This is a genomic window from Paenibacillus hebaui (assembly GCF_051934385.1).
GTDB lineage: Bacteria > Bacillota > Bacilli > Paenibacillales > Paenibacillaceae > Paenibacillus.
This window is the reverse complement of the sequence record NZ_CP196836.1, coordinates 6,019,265-6,039,040: the sequence shown is the minus strand read 5'-3', so window position 1 is coordinate 6,039,040 and position 19,776 is coordinate 6,019,265. Positions and strand designations below refer to the sequence as shown.

Below are 19,776 nucleotides of genomic sequence, written 5' to 3'. Positions count from 1 at the left end.
TTTTGTTTTTCATTTTTTTTGGATAAAAAAACAACTTGTTTTGCAAACTGTCTATAGAGCCATAATTTGCATTGCATGCAAAAGGAGGATGGCAAGAAGATGTTCCGTAAACAAGAGAAAACGCTCATTATCGTCTGCCTGGTTGCAGCCGTGGTTGTGCTGTATGCCGTTGTGAAAAGTATTATCCGGATCATGAGTTATTGACACACACGTTCAAGCAGAGTGATCTGCTGTCGTACATAACGATTATGTGAAAGAGGAGTGTAACCATGTCATCCCTGGACCCTGTTTTGCTCAGCCGGATACTGACCGGTCTTACCCTGTTTGTGCACATTATCTTTGCCTCCATCGGTGTAGGCGTTCCACTCATGATTGCCTTGGCTGAATGGCGCGGACTGCGCACAAATGATATTCATTACACCTTGCTGGCACGCCGGTGGGCACGAGGTTTTGTCATCACTGTTGCGGTTGGTGTCGTTACGGGCACCTCAATCGGATTGCAGCTTAGTTTGTTGTGGCCCATGTTTATGCGGGTAGCAGGTCAGGCGATTGCCTTGCCCCTATTCATGGAGACATTCGCTTTTTTTGTAGAAGCGATCTTTCTGGGAATCTACCTCTATACGTGGGATCGTTTCAAAAAAAAATATACGCATATGCTGCTGCTGATTCCGGTAGCGCTGGGATCATCCGCCTCTGCGATTTTTATTACAACGGTGAATTCCTTCATGAACCAGCCCCAGGGCTTTACGCTGATTAATGGCATCATGAAGGATATCCATCCCATTGCTGCCATGTTGAACCCCGCGACTCCAACCAAGGTGTCGCATGTACTCGCTTCATCGTACACCTTGAGTGCGGGTGTTTTGGCGGGCATAGCCGCCTTCAGTTTGTTACGGGGACGGGATCATGTGTATTACAAAAAAGCACTGAAACTCACCACCGTATGTGCGCTCGTATTTGCCATCAGCACCGTCATGATTGGTGACTCCTCCGGTAAATTTCTGGCGAAGTATCAGCCGGAGAAGCTGGCTGCCGCAGAATGGCATTTCAAGACGATGAAGAATGCACCGCTTGTCTATGGAGGAATTCTGGATGAGAACAACGAGGTGAAATACGCCATTGAAATTCCGTATGCCCTTAGCATTTTGGCAGGCAATCGGCCGGATACGGAGGTGAAGGGGCTGGAGGAATTTCCGGCGGATCTGAGACCGCCGTTGTCCATTCATTATATGTTTGACCTGAAAGTAACGACTGGCGTGATCATCCTGCTGATCCCCGTTCTCTATGTGTTCCGCCGCTGGTTGCCAGGACGCAAGCCTTATCCCAAATGGCTATTACTCAGCATCGTTCTCCTTGGACCGCTCGCCATGATTGCGATTGAGCTCGGTTGGATGTTCGCCGAGGTCGGCAGGCAGCCCTGGATCTTACGCGGGTACATGAAGGTATCGGAGGCCGCAACAACGTCAACTTCGGTAGGGTGGATGCTGGTGTTGTTCATCTTGCTGTATCTAATCCTGTGTTTCTCGTGCATTCGAGTACTCAGCAAGCTGTTCCGTAACAAGGAAGCAGAGAAGGAGCTGGAGTCGCTGGGGCTTGAAGGAGGGATCGTGCATTGAGTTTCGAAATTGCAGGCATCGCGATATTGTGGACCTTTTTGTTCGGATATCTGATCGTGGCTTCGATTGATTTTGGCGCTGGTTTTTTCAGCTTTTACAGCATATTGACCGGGCATGAGAACAAAATTCATAACATCATTCAGCGCTACCTGTCTCCTGTGTGGGAAGTAACGAATGTGTTCCTGATCTTTTTTGTGGTTGGCCTGGTCGGATTTTACCCGGATAGCGCGTTCTATTACGGGACAGCCTTGTTGGTTCCAGGTTCCCTAGCGATTGTTCTGCTTGCCATCAGAGGGGTGTATTACGCCTACAATACCTATGGGAACCATGGACAGAACAGCCGGATCTATATGGCACTGTACGGAGCCACGGGATTGCTGATTCCAGCGGTGTTCTCCACCATTTTGGCGATATCCGAGGGCGGGATCATTGAACAGGTAGGCGATCAGGTATTTTTCCGCTGGCGTGAATTTTTGACGAATCCCTATACCTGGTCGGTTGTGTTGCTTGCACTGGTCAGTGTGCTGTATATCTCGGCGATGTTTCTTTCCTACTATGCCAAGCGGGCGGGGGATGAGCCGGCCTTTGAAGTGCTTCGAGAGTATGCACTGCTGTGGAGTTTGCCCACCATTTTTGCGAGCTTTCTGGCTTTTCTGCAGATTAACAAACAGAACCCCGCACACTTTGAACAGATGGTGAATATGTCGTGGATGTTCATTGCTTCGTTTATTTGTTTTGTCATTGCGGTATCCCTGGTGTGGAAACGTAAGTATCTGGGCTGGTGCTTTATCGCCGTCATGCTTCAGTTTGCGTTTGCCTGGTATGGTTATGGGCGGTCACACCTTCCATATATCCTGTATCCCTACATTAATATTTACGATAGCTTTACGAATCGCACGATGGGAATTGCTCTCATTACGGCATTCAGTCTGGGGCTGCTTGTGCTCATTCCTTCACTTGTGCTGATTATGAAGCTGTTCCTATTTGATGCCAATTATGTGCGCGGTAATTCGGGTAAAAAGAAAGGATGAGTCCGTTGATGCTTCCGAACATGTTCTTGTTTATGTCTCCCTTATTGCATTCATTATCTGCTGAGGGAGTCACGGGAATACCTGGTATAACAGGGCTGAGCTTCTTTGAAACGTTTACCATTATGTACGCCCCACCCTTAATTATTGTAGCTGCCGTTGCGTTTCTGTTCATTTATTTGGCGAAGTGCCAAAATCCAAAGGATTGATCGGCTGATACGTCCATTCCCATTTGGGGTAATCTCTTGTTAAGAAATGAGGAAGGGAGGAGGGCCCTTTCATGCCGAAAATCCGTTATAACAACATTGATAATGTAAGTACGGACAAAACGCTGAAGGAATTCAAACAATGGAGGGAGCAGCGGCGCAGAAAAGTGAAGGACTATTCCTACACCGTGCCCAAACACCCGCCTGAACTGGATTATCTGCATGCCAACCGGGACGAAACCACCATTACCTGGATTGGTCACTCCACGTTTTTTATTCAATATTATGGTTTGAACATCGTGACTGACCCGGTGTGGGCCGAAAAAATGGGATTTCAACGTAGGCTCGGTGCCCCTGGCATTCCGATTCAGGATATTCCACCGTTGGATGTGATTCTGATATCCCATTCCCACTATGATCATCTGCATCTGGCATCCTTGCGTAAGCTGGTTACAGCCAAGACATTACTCATCGTTCCGGATGGTCTGAAGCGTAAAATGATACGCAAAGGGTTCCATCGATGCCAGGAGATGAAGTGGTGGGATCATATTACACTTGGCGGAGTCAAAATAACCTTTGTACCTGCACAGCACTGGACGCGCCGAACGCTGTTTGATACCAATACGTCCCATTGGGGCGGTTATGTGTTGGAACCGGGCCATCAGATAGCGGCTTCGGCAGGTGAGAGTGCCGCGACAAGGCAGCAGAATGAACCATCCACGGAACCCCGAAATACGGAAGTATCCGAGCCATCAGGCGACCCGCCTGTGTTGTATTTTGTGGGGGATACAGGGTACTTCCAGGGTTTCAAAACGATTGGAGAGCGCTTTGACATCGGTGTTACCCTGATGCCAATTGGTGCCTATGACCCGGAATGGTTCATGACTTCTCAGCATGTGACACCTGAAGAAGCACTGCAGGGATTTGTTGAATCCGGTTCCCAGCTCATGGTGCCCATGCATTACGGCGCGTTCAAGCTGGCGGACGATACGCCCAAGGAAGCACTGGATCGCCTGGAATTCGAACGTGAGCGGCTTGGCATTCGTAAAGAGCGGATTCGGGTGCTTGGACATGGCGAGACGCTCCGCATTCGGCACGAGAAAGGTAAACAGGACTAACAAAGGCGAGCCAAATATGTTAATGTAGGAGTATGCCTGCATGAACAGTATATTTACCAAATCTTTAATAAGTAAAAAGCGGCCAATTTTCGAATTAGCCGTTTTTTTGTGTTATAATATGGTGCCAGAATAGGCATCGGGATATTGAATCCATGATTTTATGCAAGTGAGCATTTTGCCTAAATCCAAAGAGCGTCGAATTATGCAAAATGCTTGCAAGTTGCTATTCATGCAGTATGCAGATTAACCAATAAAGGATGGTATGCTTAATGATCAGTACAAGCGGCATCACGCTTCGCTACGGCAAACGTGCACTTTTTGAAGATGTGAATATCAAATTCACACCAGGCAACTGTTACGGCCTGATTGGCGCCAATGGAGCCGGGAAATCAACATTTTTGAAAATTTTGTCCGGTGAAATTGAATCGAACTCGGGAGAGGTGCACATCACCCCGGGCGAACGTATGGCCGTTTTGAAGCAAAACCACTTCGAATATGATGAATTTCAAGTGCTCGAAACGGTAATTATGGGCCACAGTCGCCTTTATGCGATTATGAAAGAGAAAGATACTTTGTATGCCAAAACAGATTTCACGGAAGCGGACGGCCTGCGTGCCGGCGAGCTTGAAGGTGAATTCGCGGAGTTGAACGGTTGGGATGCAGAGCCGGATGCAGCGGCACTCTTAATCGGTCTGGGTATCGATCGTGACATGCATGAGAAGAAAATGGTGGAACTGAGCGGTAATGAAAAAGTTCGTGTCCTGCTTGCACAAGCACTGTTTGGTCGTCCAAACAACCTGCTGCTCGATGAGCCTACCAACCACTTGGATCTCGAATCCATTCAATGGCTGGAGAACTTCTTGATGGACTATGAAGGTACTGTTATTGTCGTATCCCATGACCGTCACTTCCTGAACAAAGTATGTACACACATTGCGGATATTGATTTTGGTAAAATCCAGCTGTATGTAGGTAACTATGACTTCTGGTATGAGTCCAGCCAATTGGCACTTGCTTTGCAGCGTGATGCCAACAAGAAAAAAGAAGAGAAGATTAAAGAGCTGCAAGCCTTTATTCAACGCTTCTCGGCGAATGCCTCGAAATCGAAGCAAGCAACTTCCCGGAAGAAACAGCTCGACAAAATTACACTGGACGACCTTCGTCCATCGAACCGTAAATATCCGTTCATCAACTTCAAACCAGAGCGTGAAGCGGGTAAACAATTGTTGACCGTAGATCGGATCAGCAAGTCGATTGATGGTGTGAGCATGCTGAATGATATCAGCTTTGTGGTGAACAAAGGGGATAAAATTGCGTTTGTTGGCCCGAATGGTAATGCGAAATCGCTGTTGTTTGATATCCTTATGGGTGAAACGGAAGCGGATAGCGGTGAATACACTTGGGGAATTACGACAACTCAGGCTTATTTCCCGAAAGACAACTCCAAATATTTTGACGGTGTAGACATGAGTCTCGTGGATTGGTTGCGTCAATATTCCAAAGATCAGGATGAGACGTACCTGCGTGGATTCCTGGGTCGCATGCTCTTCTCAGGCGAGGAATCCTTGAAGAAAGCAAGTGTCCTCTCCGGGGGCGAGAAGGTTCGTTGTATGCTGGCGAAAATGATGCAAACCGGTGCTAACGCATTGATCCTGGATGAGCCAACGAATCACTTGGATCTGGAGTCCATTACTGCACTGAACAACGGTATGATTGATTTTGATGGTACGATGCTGTTCACATCCCATGACCATCAGTTCATCCAAACCATTTCTAACCGGATTATCGAAATTACGCCAACAGGCATCATTGATCGCCAAATGAGCTATGATGAATATCTGGAAAGTGATGAAATTAAAGAACTGCGCAAAAAAATGTACCCGGTAGAAGCTTAAGATAAGCCAAATCAGCGCTCGCTGTGGATTATAGAGCTATTCACATAAGCAGTACCAAAAAAGAACCGCAAGCCTCTGTTGGAGAGCTTGCGGTTCTTTTTTTGCGATACAGGGGGGACTTAAATTTTTAAGACCCGCCAGTACGGCGGCGCTGATTGTTAGGCTTTTTGTTGTTTTGGCTCTTCATCGCTTTTGGTCCGCCTTCAAAATAGGCACTAGATTGTGTACTAGAATTAGCCTGTTCTTTCTTCTGCGCCAGTTTCTGACGTATGGCATCCTGCAAACTTACCTTTTTCGGTTCGTTATTATCGCTCATCGTTATTTCCCTCCCGGTCTTACAGTGAGCCGTCCAGATTGGACGGGATATACTCATTTTATACGTTTTACAAATGCGCCACAAGGGCAACCTGATAAAATGCTGGAATCCTTCACTTTTTTGACTAGGCCAACATTCTTTCTCTTCACCTACAGCCCTGCGGTCTGGCAACTTTGTTTCGGCTTCCCTACAGCAATGCAGCTTGGCAACACTGTTTCTGTAGACCCACACGGTGCGCATTTGATAACATGGGAAAACCGTAATACGAAACGTTAAAGGAGTGTCGCCCGGTTTGAACGCTTATGAAGAAATACGCAAAGGGGAGCGCGGGGCCTGGGTCAGTATCATAGCCTATCTCGTCTTGTCCGCTTTTAAATTGATCTGCGGATATTTATTCGCTTCCAGCGCCTTGCTGGCGGATGGTTTTAATAACCTTACGGATATTGTTGCTTCCGTTGCCGTGTTGATCGGGCTTCGGATATCCCAGAAACCACCCGATTCGGATCATGCCTATGGTCATTTTAGAGCGGAGACGGTTGCTGCTCTGATTGCTTCTTTTATTATGGCTATGGTCGGACTGCAGGTGATGGTTGAAGCTGTTCAATCCTGGTATGAAGGCGATTTTGCTGCTCCCAATCTGTGGGCCGCCGCAGTTGCTGTTGTCTGTGCAGTAGTGATGTTAGGTGTGTATCGTTACAATCATCGTCTAGCTAAACAAATTAATAGTCAGGCTCTGATGGCTGCGGCCAAAGATAATCGTTCGGATGCCTGGGTCAGCATCGGCGCTGCTGTCGGAATCATCGGTGCACAATTCGGACTTCCTTGGCTGGACAAAGTAGCTGCGATTGCTGTAGGTCTGTTGATCTGCAAGACAGCTTGGGAGATTTTCCGAGATTCAACACATCTTCTGACGGACGGGTTTGATCAGAAGGAACTGACGGACCTCAGATCATCCGTTGCCCGGGTTCCGGGAGTGGAGATGATCAAGGACGTGAAGGCGCGTGTGCATGGCAGTCATGTACTTGTCGATGTGGTAATTGAAGTGGACGGAGGCCTAAGCCTGATTGAAGGTCATCAGATCTGTGACAGAGTGGAAGAGCGGTTGAAGCGATCCCATAACATTATGCATGTGCACGTGCATGTGGAGCCTAAGATGGATGGCATTACAGAAAGTTCTTAAACCGGAAGAAGGATAGGTTAAACCCCATTCATACTGAAAAAAAGAGGACAGCCGCTGTATCGCGTGCTGTCCTCTTTAATTATGTTAGAAAGAAAGATTATAGGATACTATTGAATAGCAACGTGGATCCAAGCTTTCCCTTTCCATGTGTAAACTTCTACCCATTCGCCACCGTCGAAACCATCGACAACTTCACCTGTTGTATCGATGATTTGGGAACCCAGTGCACCGATTGGTTTACCGTTAGGTGCGTCATAGAACCAAGTGCGCTCCAACAAGTTCAGCAACATCGTTGGTGCCAGTACTTCATCACCTGGTTTTACAAGGGGCACATCAAACATTTTGTCATCTGTGCCGTAGGTTGCTCCTGTTACAGTCTCAGCTTTACCTTCTACCGTTTCTACAGCAGGTTTGTTCACCTCAACAGCTGGAGCAGTTGTTGCTGGAGCGTTTGTCGTTGTAGCCTTAGTTCCCGTTTCTGGAGTGACCGTTCCAGTAACCGCTTCCTCAGCACCTGCAGCGGCAGCCATCGAACCCATCAAAGTTAAAGCAGCGGCAAAACTTACGATTTTTTTCATTTTGTTTTTCCTCCTCGGTAGGTATGTAAATTGTTGTCCTGCTTAAAAGTAACCAAGCAAGCACCCCTATGAATCACAAATTATAACATTATTTTCTTTGATTCTCCAGAGTCAACTGGCACAAATATGGGTATATATAGAAAATCTTTAAATTATGATACTTTAGTGGGATAAAACCGGGTTGGCTATGTCATATGGTCCTGTTTTTTTAGGATATTATGAGAGAGAGGAATGGAATAAAGCGGGAAGGAGGGTAATACATAATAGATAAAAGCAAGAATTTTGCCCTAAACGCACAAAAGCCTAACGGCTTTTGCAAGCTCGATAGGCTTTTGTGTATTCGCTGATAACCACTGTGGCTTTCGCCGGGTTATCGCATTCGGCTACGTCCCGTAATAAGGGAGATGACGAACAGTACAACAAAGATGAAGAAGAGTACTTTGGCAATGGAGGCAGCTGCCTCAACAATTCCGAAGAATCCGAAAATACCTGCGACAAGTGCAATAATCAGAAATAGTACAGACCATTTCAACATGAGTATTCATCCTTTCGTTTTTTAAAGGTTAGGGTGGGGTGTGTTCACCTCACCGCCGTGTGTAGTTTTACTTTAACCGAGGCCTACCCGGTTGAAACATTGTGCTTTTTTACCAGTGAAGGGTATATTAGAAGCGGTTATTCTATTTGTTTCGTCTGGGAAATGCCCGGGTAACTATAGCAATAACAAAACTGATGCATATTCAGAAAGAGAGGTTCTTCTATGATCTATCAAATTAGTGTGGCCCTGATTGCAGTGGCATTTGCAGTACTCGTTTTCTTTTTGATTCGTACGTTAAAGTCCGCACAGGGTTCACTGGACAATGTGTCACAGACCCTACAGGAAGTTCAGAAGACCATTGATGAACTGAGCTATGAAGTGAAGCAGACGGTAAGGCATGCCAATGATATTACTGTTGATGTGCAGCACAAGATGAAACAAATCGATCCTGTAATGGAATCTGTACAAAATCTGGGGGAAGTGCTGAATGAAGTGACGGAAGCAGCAAAGCAGGTGTCATCGACCCTGATGGCTAAATTCCAGACAAAACGAAGCAACTCTGAACAGACTAAACGCACTGAAACAGTCCGTGTACCTACACAGCCTGCTACATCCGCAGATCGGACCCTGCAATCCTATGAAGCTACATATAATGATGGAGCCAAGGATAGGAAGAACTGGATGAAATATGTTGATGTTGCTGCTAATGTTTGGCAACGTATGCGTAAATAACATGACTGCTTTGTAATCCATGAAGCCTTCAGAGCGGTGATGAACCTGATGAAAGGGTGAGAATCATGATGAAACTACTGCTTGTAATGTTTAGCGTAATTTCTCCCTTTTCCGTTCAACCGGCAGCGATACCCGCTGCTCATGATATGCAATGGACGGTAATCGAAGAGGAGAAGCCAGTAATTCTGGCTGTTGATCGATCCGAACCCGTCCAGCATTTTCGGACTCTGAATGGTATTTCACTGGATGACAGCGTGGACGATATTCTCGCCAAGAAGGGCCAGCCGATTCATAAGGAGGAAGATCCTTATCTGGGCTGTCCAGAATATGAATTCAATGATGTGAAAGTTGGATTGTGTGAGGATACGGGCGTCATTAATTATGTGCATATCGATGCAACTCAGGATCATGTCCAGATAAATGGAGAAAGAATGGATATGGATATTGAATCCATCCGTGATGCTCTCGGCAAACCCTATTTTGTGGCTGAGGATGGAGAAGTGTATCTAAGGGGAACACAGGCTTTAAAAGTATATATGAAGCAGGGTTCCCGTCATATTGAAGGAATTGATCTCTTTGATGAATCGGTATCCTAGGATTGTTAATGTAGTTGTGTTTCAACCCTAGATAGTATGGTTAAATATTATAAGTAGCTCGATAATAAAAAGATATAAATCAGAGGAGAGTGGAAACGATGAATTCAACCAATGCGCACGCATATGCAAAAGTGGTAGAAAACGGAGTCCAAGCGGTAGAAGCGGTGAAAGAGTTGCAGATTACCGGATACCTTGCTGATCATATCTTTGTTCTCGCCCATGAAAAGGATCGAACAGATCGAATTGCCGATACGGCAGATGCCAAAGAAATTGGTATGAAGGAAGAAGGCGTATTTGATTCCTTAGCGAATCTGTTCCGCTCACGTGGGGATGAACTCCGAGCCAAAATTGTATCCATGGGCTTTACCGAAGCTGAGGCAGACTTTTACGAGAGTGAACTCGATAAAGGCAAAGTGCTTGTTATTGCCAAGAAAAAAGATTAAAAGATATAAAGAGTCAAATGAAGCCCCTGCATAGGGACAAGCTTTAGAGTCAAAAACATAGATAAGGAATGGGGTTTTCCCCATTCCTTATCTATGTTTTTGCAAGTTTAGAAGCGGGATCAGAGCGCAGCAAAAACAGGGTAACAAGCGGGCTATTTCTCCTGCGTTGGTGCCATTTACTGATAGAAGTTTTTTGATTTTATGATTATAGTTATACTAGGAATTATTATGTCTACCGCTTTCTTGAACGCGAAAATTGTATAATTAAGGTTGTTATCTGACCTGTAAAAATCGACAAACCCGGACGCCACAGATAAGGAGATTGAGATGAGAATACTTATTGTTGACGATAATCCGACGAATGTCATTATCATTCGAGAAATTCTGAAAAAAGAGAACTATCGTGACATTTTAACGGCAAGTTCTGCCATGGAAATGTTTGAGGTCCTTGGGATTGGTGACGAAAATAACGATCTTCGTCCCAGACTGTCGGATATTGACCTAATTTTGCTAGATATGATGATGCCGGAGATGGATGGAATCGAAGCTTGCAGCATTGTGCAGAAATTCGAAAATCTCAAGGATATCCCTATTATTATGGTTACTGCGATCGGGGATTCCAAGAAATTGGCCGAAGCGCTGGATGCGGGTGCATCCGATTATGTAACCAAACCGATTAATAAAGTGGAGCTGATGGCCAGAATCCGGCTCGCACTTCGTCTAAAACAGGAAAAAGATTGGCATAAAGAACGCGACCAGCGGATTCAGGATGAGCTGAAACTCGCAGCAATGGTACAGAATGCGGTACTAAGTCCGGCTATTGAAGATCCGTTGTTTCACGTCAATGCGATATACAAACCTTCATTTGAACTTGCGGGCGACCTGTATTCCTGGTATCCGCTAGGCGAAGGCAGATATGGGGTCCTCCTGCTGGATATGATGGGGCATGGGATATCTTCATCGCTGTTCACGATGTTTATCGCTTCTGTGCTCAAAGATACCGTGACAACTTATGTGGACCCGGAGAAGGTTATTCAGGAGTTGAACCGACGGTTTAATCAGTTGCATCTTGAAAAACAGCTGGTGCAGTACTACTTTACCGCGATTTATCTGGTAGTAGATACCCGGATGAAGCGGATTGATTATGTTAATGCGGGCCATCCGCCAGCTCTATTTTTCCGTAATGACGGCAGTGTAACTACATTCGACAGCGTATGTTGCCCTGTAGGCCTGTTCGACAAAATGGATATCGAACCACAGACGATTTACTACGAAGGTGAAGGTCACATTGCGATTTATACGGATGGATTGCTTGAAGCTGTTCCAGGAGATCAGGAAGAACAGCACGAATTCCTCATTGAGCAGCTGAAAGGCACACATCAATGGAATGAACCAGCAATGCAAGCCTTGTTCTTTGACGATGAGATTCCACAGGAACGCGATGACGATAAATGCTTGGTGTGGATTACCTTAAATAAAGGGGCGGAAGCTGAATGAAGATCAGGAATAAATTGCTGATCGGCTTTACTGCTCTAATGGCGATCATGATCGTGCTCACGTTTGTGAGCTATGACCGGCTGAACAGCAGCAATCAACAGCTGGATCAGATGTACCAGGAGCGTTATCTCAAAGTGAGATATACCTCTGCAGCACGTGGAGAGGTCAATGATATTGCTAAAGCACTGGCTAACTTGTTATTGAACCCTACGAATTCGATTAGTACCGCAGAAGGTGATCTTAAGAATATGCGGGAAAAAGGTGATCGCTACCTGAAAGAAGTGCGTGAACGAGCAGATAGTGCTCCGGAACATCAACTGGTCGATCGTGTGAACACAGCGTGGCAAGCTTACGTTGCTTATGCTACAAAACAAGTCAGCTTTATGTCTCAGAATGACTTAGAAGGTGCAAATAACTTCCGAAATACAACCGGGCTCGCGGTACAAAAAGAAACAGTGGATAGCTTAAATGCTCTCTCCCGTTATCAGGATCAGGAAATCGATACCGAAATCAAGGATGCGAATTCAGCTTATACACGAGCTGTTCAGATTACCGTAGGCATCATGATTGCCGGGTTGCTTTTTGCCCTTGGTGTCATCATGTGGGTGCTGCCAAGTATTACACGTGGTCTGAGTACCGTGTCCATGATGATTACAAGTTTCGGAAAAGGACGTTATCGTACCATTCGTCGAATACAGATTAAGTCGAAAGATGAGATCGGTCAAATTGCCAGTGTGTTCAAAAATGTGTCCAGCGATCTGGAAGAGAAACTTGAAATTGAGAAAGCTTATATGCAGGCGCAACAGGATCAGAACTGGATGAGTTCGAATATCGCCAGAGTCCCGGAATTGCTACGGGGAATTGGTTCGATTCGTCAGATTTCGCAAATGTTTATCAGCGAATTCACTCCGGTTCTCGGAGCTCAGCTGGGTGTAGTATATCTGATTGATGAAGAGAAACATCCGGATGAATTGAGACGTTACGGTGCCTATGCCTTTGAAGAGAACGAAGACGTTGGCAAAGAAGTATATCGCATCGGCGAAGGATTAATTGGTCAGGCAGCGCTGGATATGACTCCGATTATATTAGAGAAAACACCCGAAGACTATATTCATATCGGATCAGCTTCAGGCTCATCACGCGCTTCCGGCATTATGATCTACCCTGTCGTTTTTGAGGATGAACTGATTGGTATTGTCGAGCTGGCTTCATTTGAGGGATTTAATGAATTGCAAAAGCAGTTGTTCTCTCAGCTGATTATGAATCTGGGCGTTATTCTCAACAACGTTCGCCGCCGTTTGCGGGTGGAGGAATTGCTGCGCGAATCCCAAGCGCTTACCGAGGAATTACAGGTTCAATCTGAAGAATTACAGACACAGCAAGAGGAATTGCGTCGCTCCAATGAAAATCTGGAAGAACAGGCGGAGGCTCTTAAACGCTCTGAGGAATTACTGCAACGTCAGCAGGAAGAGCTGGAGCATTTCAATACCGAATTAATTGCCAAGACACGTGCTCTTGAAGAACAGGTTCGAGAAGTGGAAGAGAAGAACGACGAAATTGAAACAACGAAAACGCAGCTGGAGCAGCAAGCGATGCAATTATCAATGACCAGCAAGTACAAGTCCGAATTCTTGGCGAATATGTCGCATGAACTGCGTACACCGCTCAACAGTCTTCTTATTTTGTCCCAATTGTTATCTGAGAACAAGGGTGGGAATTTGAGTGACAAACAGCAGGAATATGCCCAGACCATCTATATGTCCGGTGCAGATCTGCTGAAAATGATTGATGAGATTTTGGATCTATCCAAGGTAGATGCAGGCAAGATGGATATCAACTATGAAACAGTTCGAATGGAAGATCTGACCACCTTTATTCAACAAAATTTTGGACCGATGGCGAACAAAAAAGAACTGAATCTGAATATAGATTTCGACAGTAATCTCCCAGAATGGGTGTATACGGACAGCCATCGTGTCAAACAGATTCTGCGAAATTTGTTATCCAATGCATTTAAATTCACTAACCGGGGATCTGTGAGTATTATTGGGCGGAAAATGAAAGTGGATGAACTTCCCGGTTATTTGAACACAAATCAGGAATATGTCGGCTTTACGGTGAAGGATACGGGAATCGGAATCCCTTCTGACAAGACGGATCTGATCTTTGAAGCATTCCAGCAAGTGGACGGCACAACCAGCCGCAAATATGGCGGCACCGGCCTTGGGCTTTCCATCAGTCGTGAACTTGCACGCTTGCTTAGTGGTGCGATCCATGTAGAGTCATCGGAAGGGGTGGGCAGTGCCTTCACCTTGTATCTGCCCGATAATCACAAAGAGGATATTCCAGTGGAAGAAGCAGCCCAAGAGGCTGCTGCCTCCTCCGAGTATGACCTGTCTGCAAGAGAGATGAGAACGATGCCTTCAAGTCTTCAGACAGTAATTACACCAGATCTTGTTCATAGTTCTATAATGGATTCGACGTTTTTCGATTCTTCTTCCACACCAACAGCAACACAAGTGGAAGATGATCAGCAAAATTTAGCGGAAGGCGACAAGATCCTTCTGATTATTGAAGATGATGTGAAATTTGCTCATATCTTGGTAGATATGGCGAGAGGCAGAGGATTCAAGGCAATAGTTGCACTTCAGGGAGATACAGGACTCGAAATGGCCCGTCAATATTTGCCGGATGCCATTATTCTCGACATTCAACTGCCTGTGATGGATGGTTGGACCATATTGGGCGAATTGAAAAGCAGCTCTGTTACACGTCACATACCCGTGCATGTCATCTCGGTGATTGATGATATGAAACAAGGTTTGATGATGGGAGCCATTGCTTATCTGAAAAAACCCTCCAGTAAAGATTCGCTGGATAAAGCTTTCTCGCATATCGAATCCTATACAGAAAATCAATTGAAACGTTTGTTGATTGTGGAAGATGATGAAATACAGCGGAAGGCGATCATTGAACTGATCGGCCATGATGATGTAGTCATTACGGCAGTATCCACCGGTAGCGAAGCTTTGACCGAATTGCATAGTCAACGATATGACTGCATGGTTCTGGACTTGATGCTGACGGATATGACCGGGTTCGAATTGTTGGACCAGATTCGGGACGATCAATATCTGAATGATCTGCCCATCATTATATATACAGGTAAAGAGCTGGACAGCAAGGAGGAGATGAAGCTGCGCAAATATGCGGAGTCCATCATCATCAAAGACGTGAAGTCTCCTGAACGTTTGCTCGACGAGACTACCTTGTTTCTGCACCGTGTAGAAGCCAACCTGCCGGAAGACAAACGCCGAATCTTGCAGAAGCTGCATAATAAGGAAACCTTATTTGAAGGGAAGAAAATATTGCTTGTGGATGACGATATCCGCAACGTATTTGCCCTTTCAAGCGTACTTGAGGGCTACCGTATGGATGTAACCTTTGCAGAAAATGGCCGTGAGGCTCTGGAAATTCTGGACAAGAACCCGGAGATTGACTTGGTATTAATGGACATGATGATGCCTGAAATGGACGGTTATGAAGCCATGACTCGGATCAGACAAATACCGAAATTCGAAAAATTGCCGATCATAGCGCTTACCGCAAAAGCAATGAAAGACGATCGTGGCAAATGTATAGAGGCTGGAGCATCCGATTATGTGAAAAAACCGATTCAAACGGATCAATTATTATCATTAATGCGAGTATGGCTGTATTCGTAAGGTCATTGTTTGGGTAATGAAGACAATACAACGAATACGTAAGTAACAAATGAAGAAGTGGAGAGAAATTATGACACCGTGGGAACCTACCGAGGCGGAAGCAAAATCGATCCGCATGCCGCAAGATGAAGAGCGTGAACTGATCGAGATCGAGTTGCTGTTGGAAGGTATGCACCGTTTATATGGATATGATTTCAGAAACTATGCGTTACCGTCATTAAGACGCAGAATCTGGCACTACGCACATGCCGAAGGTGTCAAAACCATATCCGGTTTACAAGAGAGAGTGCTGCATGACCGACCTGCATTTGATCGTTTTGTTCAGAACTTGTCCATCCCTGTGACGGAGATGTTTCGTGATCCAACGCTTTTCCGAATGTTTCGCGAACAGATTATCCCGATCCTAAGAACCTATCCGTATATTCGGATATGGCATGCAGGTTGTTCTACAGGTGAAGAAGTGTATTCCATGGCGATTATGTTGCATGAGGAAGGGCTCTACGACAAGGCGAGAATATACGCGACTGATATGAATGATCGCTCATTGCAGCAGGCCAAGGAAGGCGTATACGGCATTGAGAAAATGAAATTATATACTACAAATTATTTGGAGGCAGGGGGTACAAGAGCCTTCTCCGAGTACTATACAGCGAAATATAATTCCGTTATATTTCATCCTTACCTAAGGAAAAACATTATATTTGCCGAGCATAATCTGGCAACGGATCGGTCGTTTAACGAGTTTAATGTGATCTTATGTCGCAATGTAATGATTTATTTTAATGATGAACTGCGGAACCATGTGCATGGGCTATTTCATGAGAGTCTCAGCCACTTCGGTATCCTTGTTCTGGGGTCCAAAGAATCCATACATTTTACGGAATTCAGTGATGCCTACGAGCCGTTAGACCGGACTGAAAAAATATACCGGAAGATTAAATAGGGGGTTAGGCTTAGCCATGGGGCTCAATGAACCAATCCATATATTATTGGTAGATGACCGCCCCGAGAACCTGCTCGCTCTTGAAGCGGTTCTGGAATCGGAACGATATAAACTCGTCAAAGCAACCTCCGGAGAAGAGGCACTCCGTTGTCTGCTTAAAGACGAATTTGCGGTCATTGTGCTTGATGTGCAGATGCCTGGCTTGGACGGAATTGAGACTGCGAAATTAATCAAGGCACGGGACAAGTCCAAGGACGTGCCAATCATATTCATCTCTGCAAACAGCAGAGAGGCAGAGCACTTGTTTGCAGGTTATTCGGCAGGGGCCATTGATTACATGGTCAAGCCGTTTATTCCTCAGATTTTGAAATCTAAAATTGAGGGCTTCGTGGAAATGTTTATTACCAACAAAAGACTGAAGACTCAGACCATGTTGCTGCATCAGAAAACGCTGGAGCTGGAGAAGATGAATCAGCAGCTTGTGCAGGCGAAGGAAGAAGCCGAAATCGCTGCTAATGCAAAGACCGAATTTCTGGCCATGATGAGTCATGAAATTCGCACCCCGATGAATGGAGTCATCGGTATGGTTGATCTGCTAATGGAGACGGAGCTGAAGGAAGATCAGAAGGAATATGTGGACATTGTTCGTCGCAGTGCGGATGCACTTGTTACGGTGATTAACGATATTCTTGATTTTACCAAGATGGAGTCCGGCAAAATGGAGCTAGAAGAGCATCCGTTTGAACTCGTTTCCTGTATTCGGGAAGTGCTGAAATTGTTCACTGTAGAAGCGGGGAAAAAGAATCTTGAATTGGAGTATTTTCTGGAAGATTCAGTACCTGAATTGATCTACGGAGATATGGCCAGATTACGCCAGGTGTTGCTGAATCTGATTGCCAATGCGATTAAGTTTACCGACCATGGCGGGGTGTATCTGATCGTCTCTGTTAATGAGGAGAAAGATGGGCGAATGACACTTGAGTTTGCTGTAAAAGATACAGGCATAGGCATAGCGTCAGACAAAGTGGATCGCCTGTTTCAGCCATTTTCCCAACTGGATACATCCATGACACGCAAGTACGGTGGAACAGGCCTGGGGCTGGCTATATGCAGAACGCTGGTTGAAATGATGGGTGGGCAGATCTATCTAGATACGACGGAGCAGCGAGGGGCCACGTTTGTATTCACCATTCAGGCGCGACGTTATGTGGAAACCGAGTTGGTCATGGGGACAAGGGAAGAGCAGCTGACAGATGTGAAGACGGAAGATCAACATTCTACGGTGCTCATTGTCGATGATCATCCCATAAATCAAAAGCTGTTATCTATCATGTTGAGCAAGCTTGGATTGCTTGCGGATGTCGCTGAGGATGGGAAAAAAGCATTGGATATGGTGTTAACCAGTCCCCATGCATACGATTATGTGTTTATGGACTTACAGATGCCTGTGATGGATGGACTGGAATGCACTCGCAGAATAAGGGAGGGCCTGCCTCAGGAACGCCAGCCGGTAATTATAGCTATGACCGCTAACGTTATGGAAGGCATCCAGCAACGCTGTAGCGCCGTAGGAATGAATGACTATATCAGCAAACCGGTGAAGATGGGCAATGTGAAGCAGAAAATGTCCAGCCTTCAGGAGCAGCGTCAAGCGTTCAAATCAGGATCATCAGCTATAAATCATGCCAATTGAAATATTTGTTAATCCGCTTCATGTTTCATGTGTGCTGAAGATGGGTTATTAGGTAAGGAAACCATTGATCAGGAGAGAGATGTCTAATGAATACAAATAAAAATGAAAAATTCAATGCAAGAACCGAAACACTGGACGGTGTATGTACGGTGTATCTGACTGGCGAACTGGATTTGTCCGTTGCTCCTGAATTCCGATTGGTCATGGAGCCACTCGTGGACAATAAGGAACAAGATCTGATTATCAACATGAAAGACCTGAAGTATATCGATAGTACAGGGATTGGTATCCTGTTATCTGTTCTGAAGGCACGGCATGGAATGGAAGCCCGCTTTGAAGTACAGGAAGTTCCTGCGCAGATTCAGAAACTTTTTGACATGACGGGTATTGCCAAATTCTTTGTCTCACAGAAGAATTCCCAATAGGAAAGGATCGAAAAAGGAATGAATGCAGAAGTTCAAAGAGTCACCCTTAATTTACCGGCGACAGCTGATTACGTTGATATTGTAAGACTCAATCTATACGGTGTTGCGTCCAAAATGGGATTTTCTTATGAGGACATTGAAGATATGAAGGTTGCAGTATCCGAGGCCTGTAATAACTCTGTACTGTATGCTTACTCACACGAAGGTGGAATGGTTGAGGTCGTATTCGAGGTCGACAACGAAACTTTGGCGATTACAGTCAAAGACGAAGGGGCAAGCTTCGAGAACATTAACCCGGCAGTAACGCGTGCAGGCCTTCATGACAAAGAGCTTTCAGATGCCCAAATCGGTGGACTAGGATTTTACCTGATGCAAGCCCTGATGGATGATATCAGTGTGGAAAGTGAGACGGGCAAAGGTACGAAAGTAGTACTCGTAAAACGTCTTGCAAGAAGTGAGGAGAAAGTATGAATGAAAAAGTGACTCCCCCAGAGTCCATGTCTGAAGCTATAGGTTTGATCTGGGAATACCAGCAGACCCAGGATAATGAAATTGCAACAGTTCTTATCCGCAAATATGAACCGATGGTGAAGATGGCAGCAGGTAAAATTGCACGGAATCGCCCCGATCTGTACGAGGATTTGTATCAGACCGGGCAGATGGCTCTGATTCGATTGCTTAAGCAATACGATATCAGCCTGGGTATTCCGTTTGAGCCTTATGCCATGAAAAGTATGATCGGTCATATGAAAAACTATTTGCGGGACAAGTCCTGGTATATTCAGGTGCCCCGGAGAATTAAGGAAAAGGGAGCACTGGTTCAGCACGCCATCGACGAGTTGACAGTCAAGCTGGAACGCTCGCCAGGTGTGAACGAGATCGCTGAATACCTTGATCTGACCCCAGAGGAAACCATCGAAGTCTTAGCTGGTCGGGAATGTTATCACTATGTATCACTGGATTCTCCATTATCACAAGATGAGAGTGCAGCTACATTGGGTGAACTGATCAGTGCAGATGTGAACGACTTTGATTCAGTTGAGAAGCGGATGGACTTGCAGCAGGCATTGGGACAGTTGAAGGAACAGGAACAGAAAGTGCTTATCTTGGCATTTCAGGATGGGCAGTCTCAGCGGGCTATTGCTCAGAAGTTGGGTGTATCCCAAATGAGTGTATCCCGTATTCAGAAACGAGCTACCGAAAAGTTAAAACAGATTATGTCGAATACCTCCTTGTTATGAGATGTAAAT

19 protein-coding genes are annotated in these 19,776 nt (G+C 45.5%); 16 read left to right on the top strand and 3 right to left on the bottom strand.

Features of this window, described 5'->3' with window-relative positions:
* The first annotated feature begins 269 nt into the window (after positions 1–269).
* The 5 genes from ACR32F_RS27495 (at position 270) to ACR32F_RS27475 (ending at position 5,863) form a co-directional block, all read left to right on the top strand.
* Positions 270–1,616, top strand: coding sequence for a cytochrome ubiquinol oxidase subunit I (locus tag ACR32F_RS27495; RefSeq protein ID WP_440112696.1), 1,347 nt, complete (start codon positions 270–272; stop codon positions 1,614–1,616).
* Positions 1,613–2,647, top strand: coding sequence for a cytochrome d ubiquinol oxidase subunit II (locus tag ACR32F_RS27490; RefSeq protein ID WP_440112694.1), 1,035 nt, complete (start codon positions 1,613–1,615; stop codon positions 2,645–2,647). The genes ACR32F_RS27495 and ACR32F_RS27490 overlap by 4 nt, the downstream gene beginning before the upstream one ends.
* Positions 2,644–2,853 carry a cytochrome bd oxidase small subunit CydS gene (gene cydS / locus ACR32F_RS27485; RefSeq protein WP_440112692.1) on the top strand — a complete coding sequence of 70 codons (210 nt, stop codon included), beginning with the start codon at positions 2,644–2,646 and terminating at the stop codon, positions 2,851–2,853. Before ACR32F_RS27490 ends, cydS begins: the two co-directional genes overlap by 4 nt.
* A gap of 71 nt (positions 2,854–2,924) precedes the next feature.
* Complete coding sequence (locus tag ACR32F_RS27480) at positions 2,925–3,968, top strand: MBL fold metallo-hydrolase (RefSeq protein ID WP_440112690.1); 1,044 nt, start codon at positions 2,925–2,927, stop codon at positions 3,966–3,968.
* 269 nt (positions 3,969–4,237) lie between these two features.
* Complete coding sequence (locus ACR32F_RS27475) at positions 4,238–5,863, top strand: ABC-F family ATP-binding cassette domain-containing protein (protein ID WP_440112688.1); 1,626 nt, start codon at positions 4,238–4,240, stop codon at positions 5,861–5,863.
* Between the two features lie 127 nt (positions 5,864–5,990).
* Here ACR32F_RS27475 and ACR32F_RS27470 read toward each other — a convergent pair whose 3' ends face one another.
* Positions 5,991–6,179 (bottom strand): hypothetical protein, encoded by a 189-nt coding sequence (locus tag ACR32F_RS27470; RefSeq protein WP_440112686.1) that lies wholly within the window; start codon positions 6,177–6,179, stop codon positions 5,991–5,993.
* Positions 6,180–6,471: 292 nt separating this feature from the next.
* On the opposite strand from ACR32F_RS27470, the gene ACR32F_RS27465 reads away from it, so the two are divergent.
* Positions 6,472–7,359: a cation diffusion facilitator family transporter gene (locus tag ACR32F_RS27465; RefSeq protein WP_440112685.1), complete on the top strand. Its 888-nt coding sequence runs from the start codon at positions 6,472–6,474 to the stop codon at positions 7,357–7,359.
* A 107-nt stretch (positions 7,360–7,466) separates the two neighbouring features.
* Here ACR32F_RS27465 and ACR32F_RS27460 read toward each other — a convergent pair whose 3' ends face one another.
* Entirely contained in the window at positions 7,467–7,937 is a 471-nt protein-coding gene (locus ACR32F_RS27460) for a hypothetical protein (protein ID WP_440112683.1), read from the bottom strand.
* Between the two features lie 370 nt (positions 7,938–8,307).
* Positions 8,308–8,472 carry a DUF1328 domain-containing protein gene (locus ACR32F_RS27455; protein WP_017692264.1) on the bottom strand — a complete coding sequence of 55 codons (165 nt, stop codon included), beginning with the start codon at positions 8,470–8,472 and terminating at the stop codon, positions 8,308–8,310.
* A 222-nt stretch (positions 8,473–8,694) separates the two neighbouring features.
* On the opposite strand from ACR32F_RS27455, the gene ACR32F_RS27450 reads away from it, so the two are divergent.
* The 10 genes from ACR32F_RS27450 to ACR32F_RS27405 all read left to right on the top strand — a co-directional run bounded on the left by ACR32F_RS27450 (position 8,695) and on the right by ACR32F_RS27405 (position 19,767).
* Positions 8,695–9,204, top strand: a complete 510-nt coding sequence (locus ACR32F_RS27450; protein ID WP_440112681.1) for a DUF948 domain-containing protein — start codon at positions 8,695–8,697, stop codon at positions 9,202–9,204.
* A gap of 65 nt (positions 9,205–9,269) precedes the next feature.
* Positions 9,270–9,800, top strand: coding sequence for a hypothetical protein (locus ACR32F_RS27445; RefSeq protein ID WP_440112679.1), 531 nt, complete (start codon positions 9,270–9,272; stop codon positions 9,798–9,800).
* A 98-nt stretch (positions 9,801–9,898) separates the two neighbouring features.
* On the top strand, positions 9,899–10,243 hold the full coding sequence (locus ACR32F_RS27440) for a general stress protein (RefSeq protein WP_440112677.1): 345 nt from the start codon (positions 9,899–9,901) through the stop codon (positions 10,241–10,243).
* A gap of 327 nt (positions 10,244–10,570) precedes the next feature.
* Positions 10,571–11,740, top strand: a complete 1,170-nt coding sequence (locus ACR32F_RS27435) for a PP2C family protein-serine/threonine phosphatase (RefSeq protein WP_440112675.1) — start codon at positions 10,571–10,573, stop codon at positions 11,738–11,740.
* Positions 11,737–15,465 (top strand): response regulator, encoded by a 3,729-nt coding sequence (locus ACR32F_RS27430; protein ID WP_440112673.1) that lies wholly within the window; start codon positions 11,737–11,739, stop codon positions 15,463–15,465. The genes ACR32F_RS27435 and ACR32F_RS27430 overlap by 4 nt, the downstream gene beginning before the upstream one ends.
* A gap of 70 nt (positions 15,466–15,535) precedes the next feature.
* Positions 15,536–16,408: a CheR family methyltransferase gene (locus tag ACR32F_RS27425; RefSeq protein ID WP_440112671.1), complete on the top strand. Its 873-nt coding sequence runs from the start codon at positions 15,536–15,538 to the stop codon at positions 16,406–16,408.
* Between the two features lie 16 nt (positions 16,409–16,424).
* Positions 16,425–18,101 carry a response regulator gene (locus ACR32F_RS27420; RefSeq protein WP_440112669.1) on the top strand — a complete coding sequence of 559 codons (1,677 nt, stop codon included), beginning with the start codon at positions 16,425–16,427 and terminating at the stop codon, positions 18,099–18,101.
* 86 nt (positions 18,102–18,187) lie between these two features.
* Positions 18,188–18,526, top strand: a complete 339-nt coding sequence (locus ACR32F_RS27415; RefSeq protein ID WP_440112667.1) for an STAS domain-containing protein — start codon at positions 18,188–18,190, stop codon at positions 18,524–18,526.
* An 18-nt stretch (positions 18,527–18,544) separates the two neighbouring features.
* Complete coding sequence (rsbW, locus tag ACR32F_RS27410) at positions 18,545–18,997, top strand: anti-sigma B factor RsbW (protein WP_440112665.1); 453 nt, start codon at positions 18,545–18,547, stop codon at positions 18,995–18,997.
* Positions 18,994–19,767 carry a sigma-70 family RNA polymerase sigma factor gene (locus ACR32F_RS27405; protein ID WP_440112663.1) on the top strand — a complete coding sequence of 258 codons (774 nt, stop codon included), beginning with the start codon at positions 18,994–18,996 and terminating at the stop codon, positions 19,765–19,767. Before rsbW ends, ACR32F_RS27405 begins: the two co-directional genes overlap by 4 nt.
* Positions 19,768–19,776 lie beyond the last annotated feature (9 nt).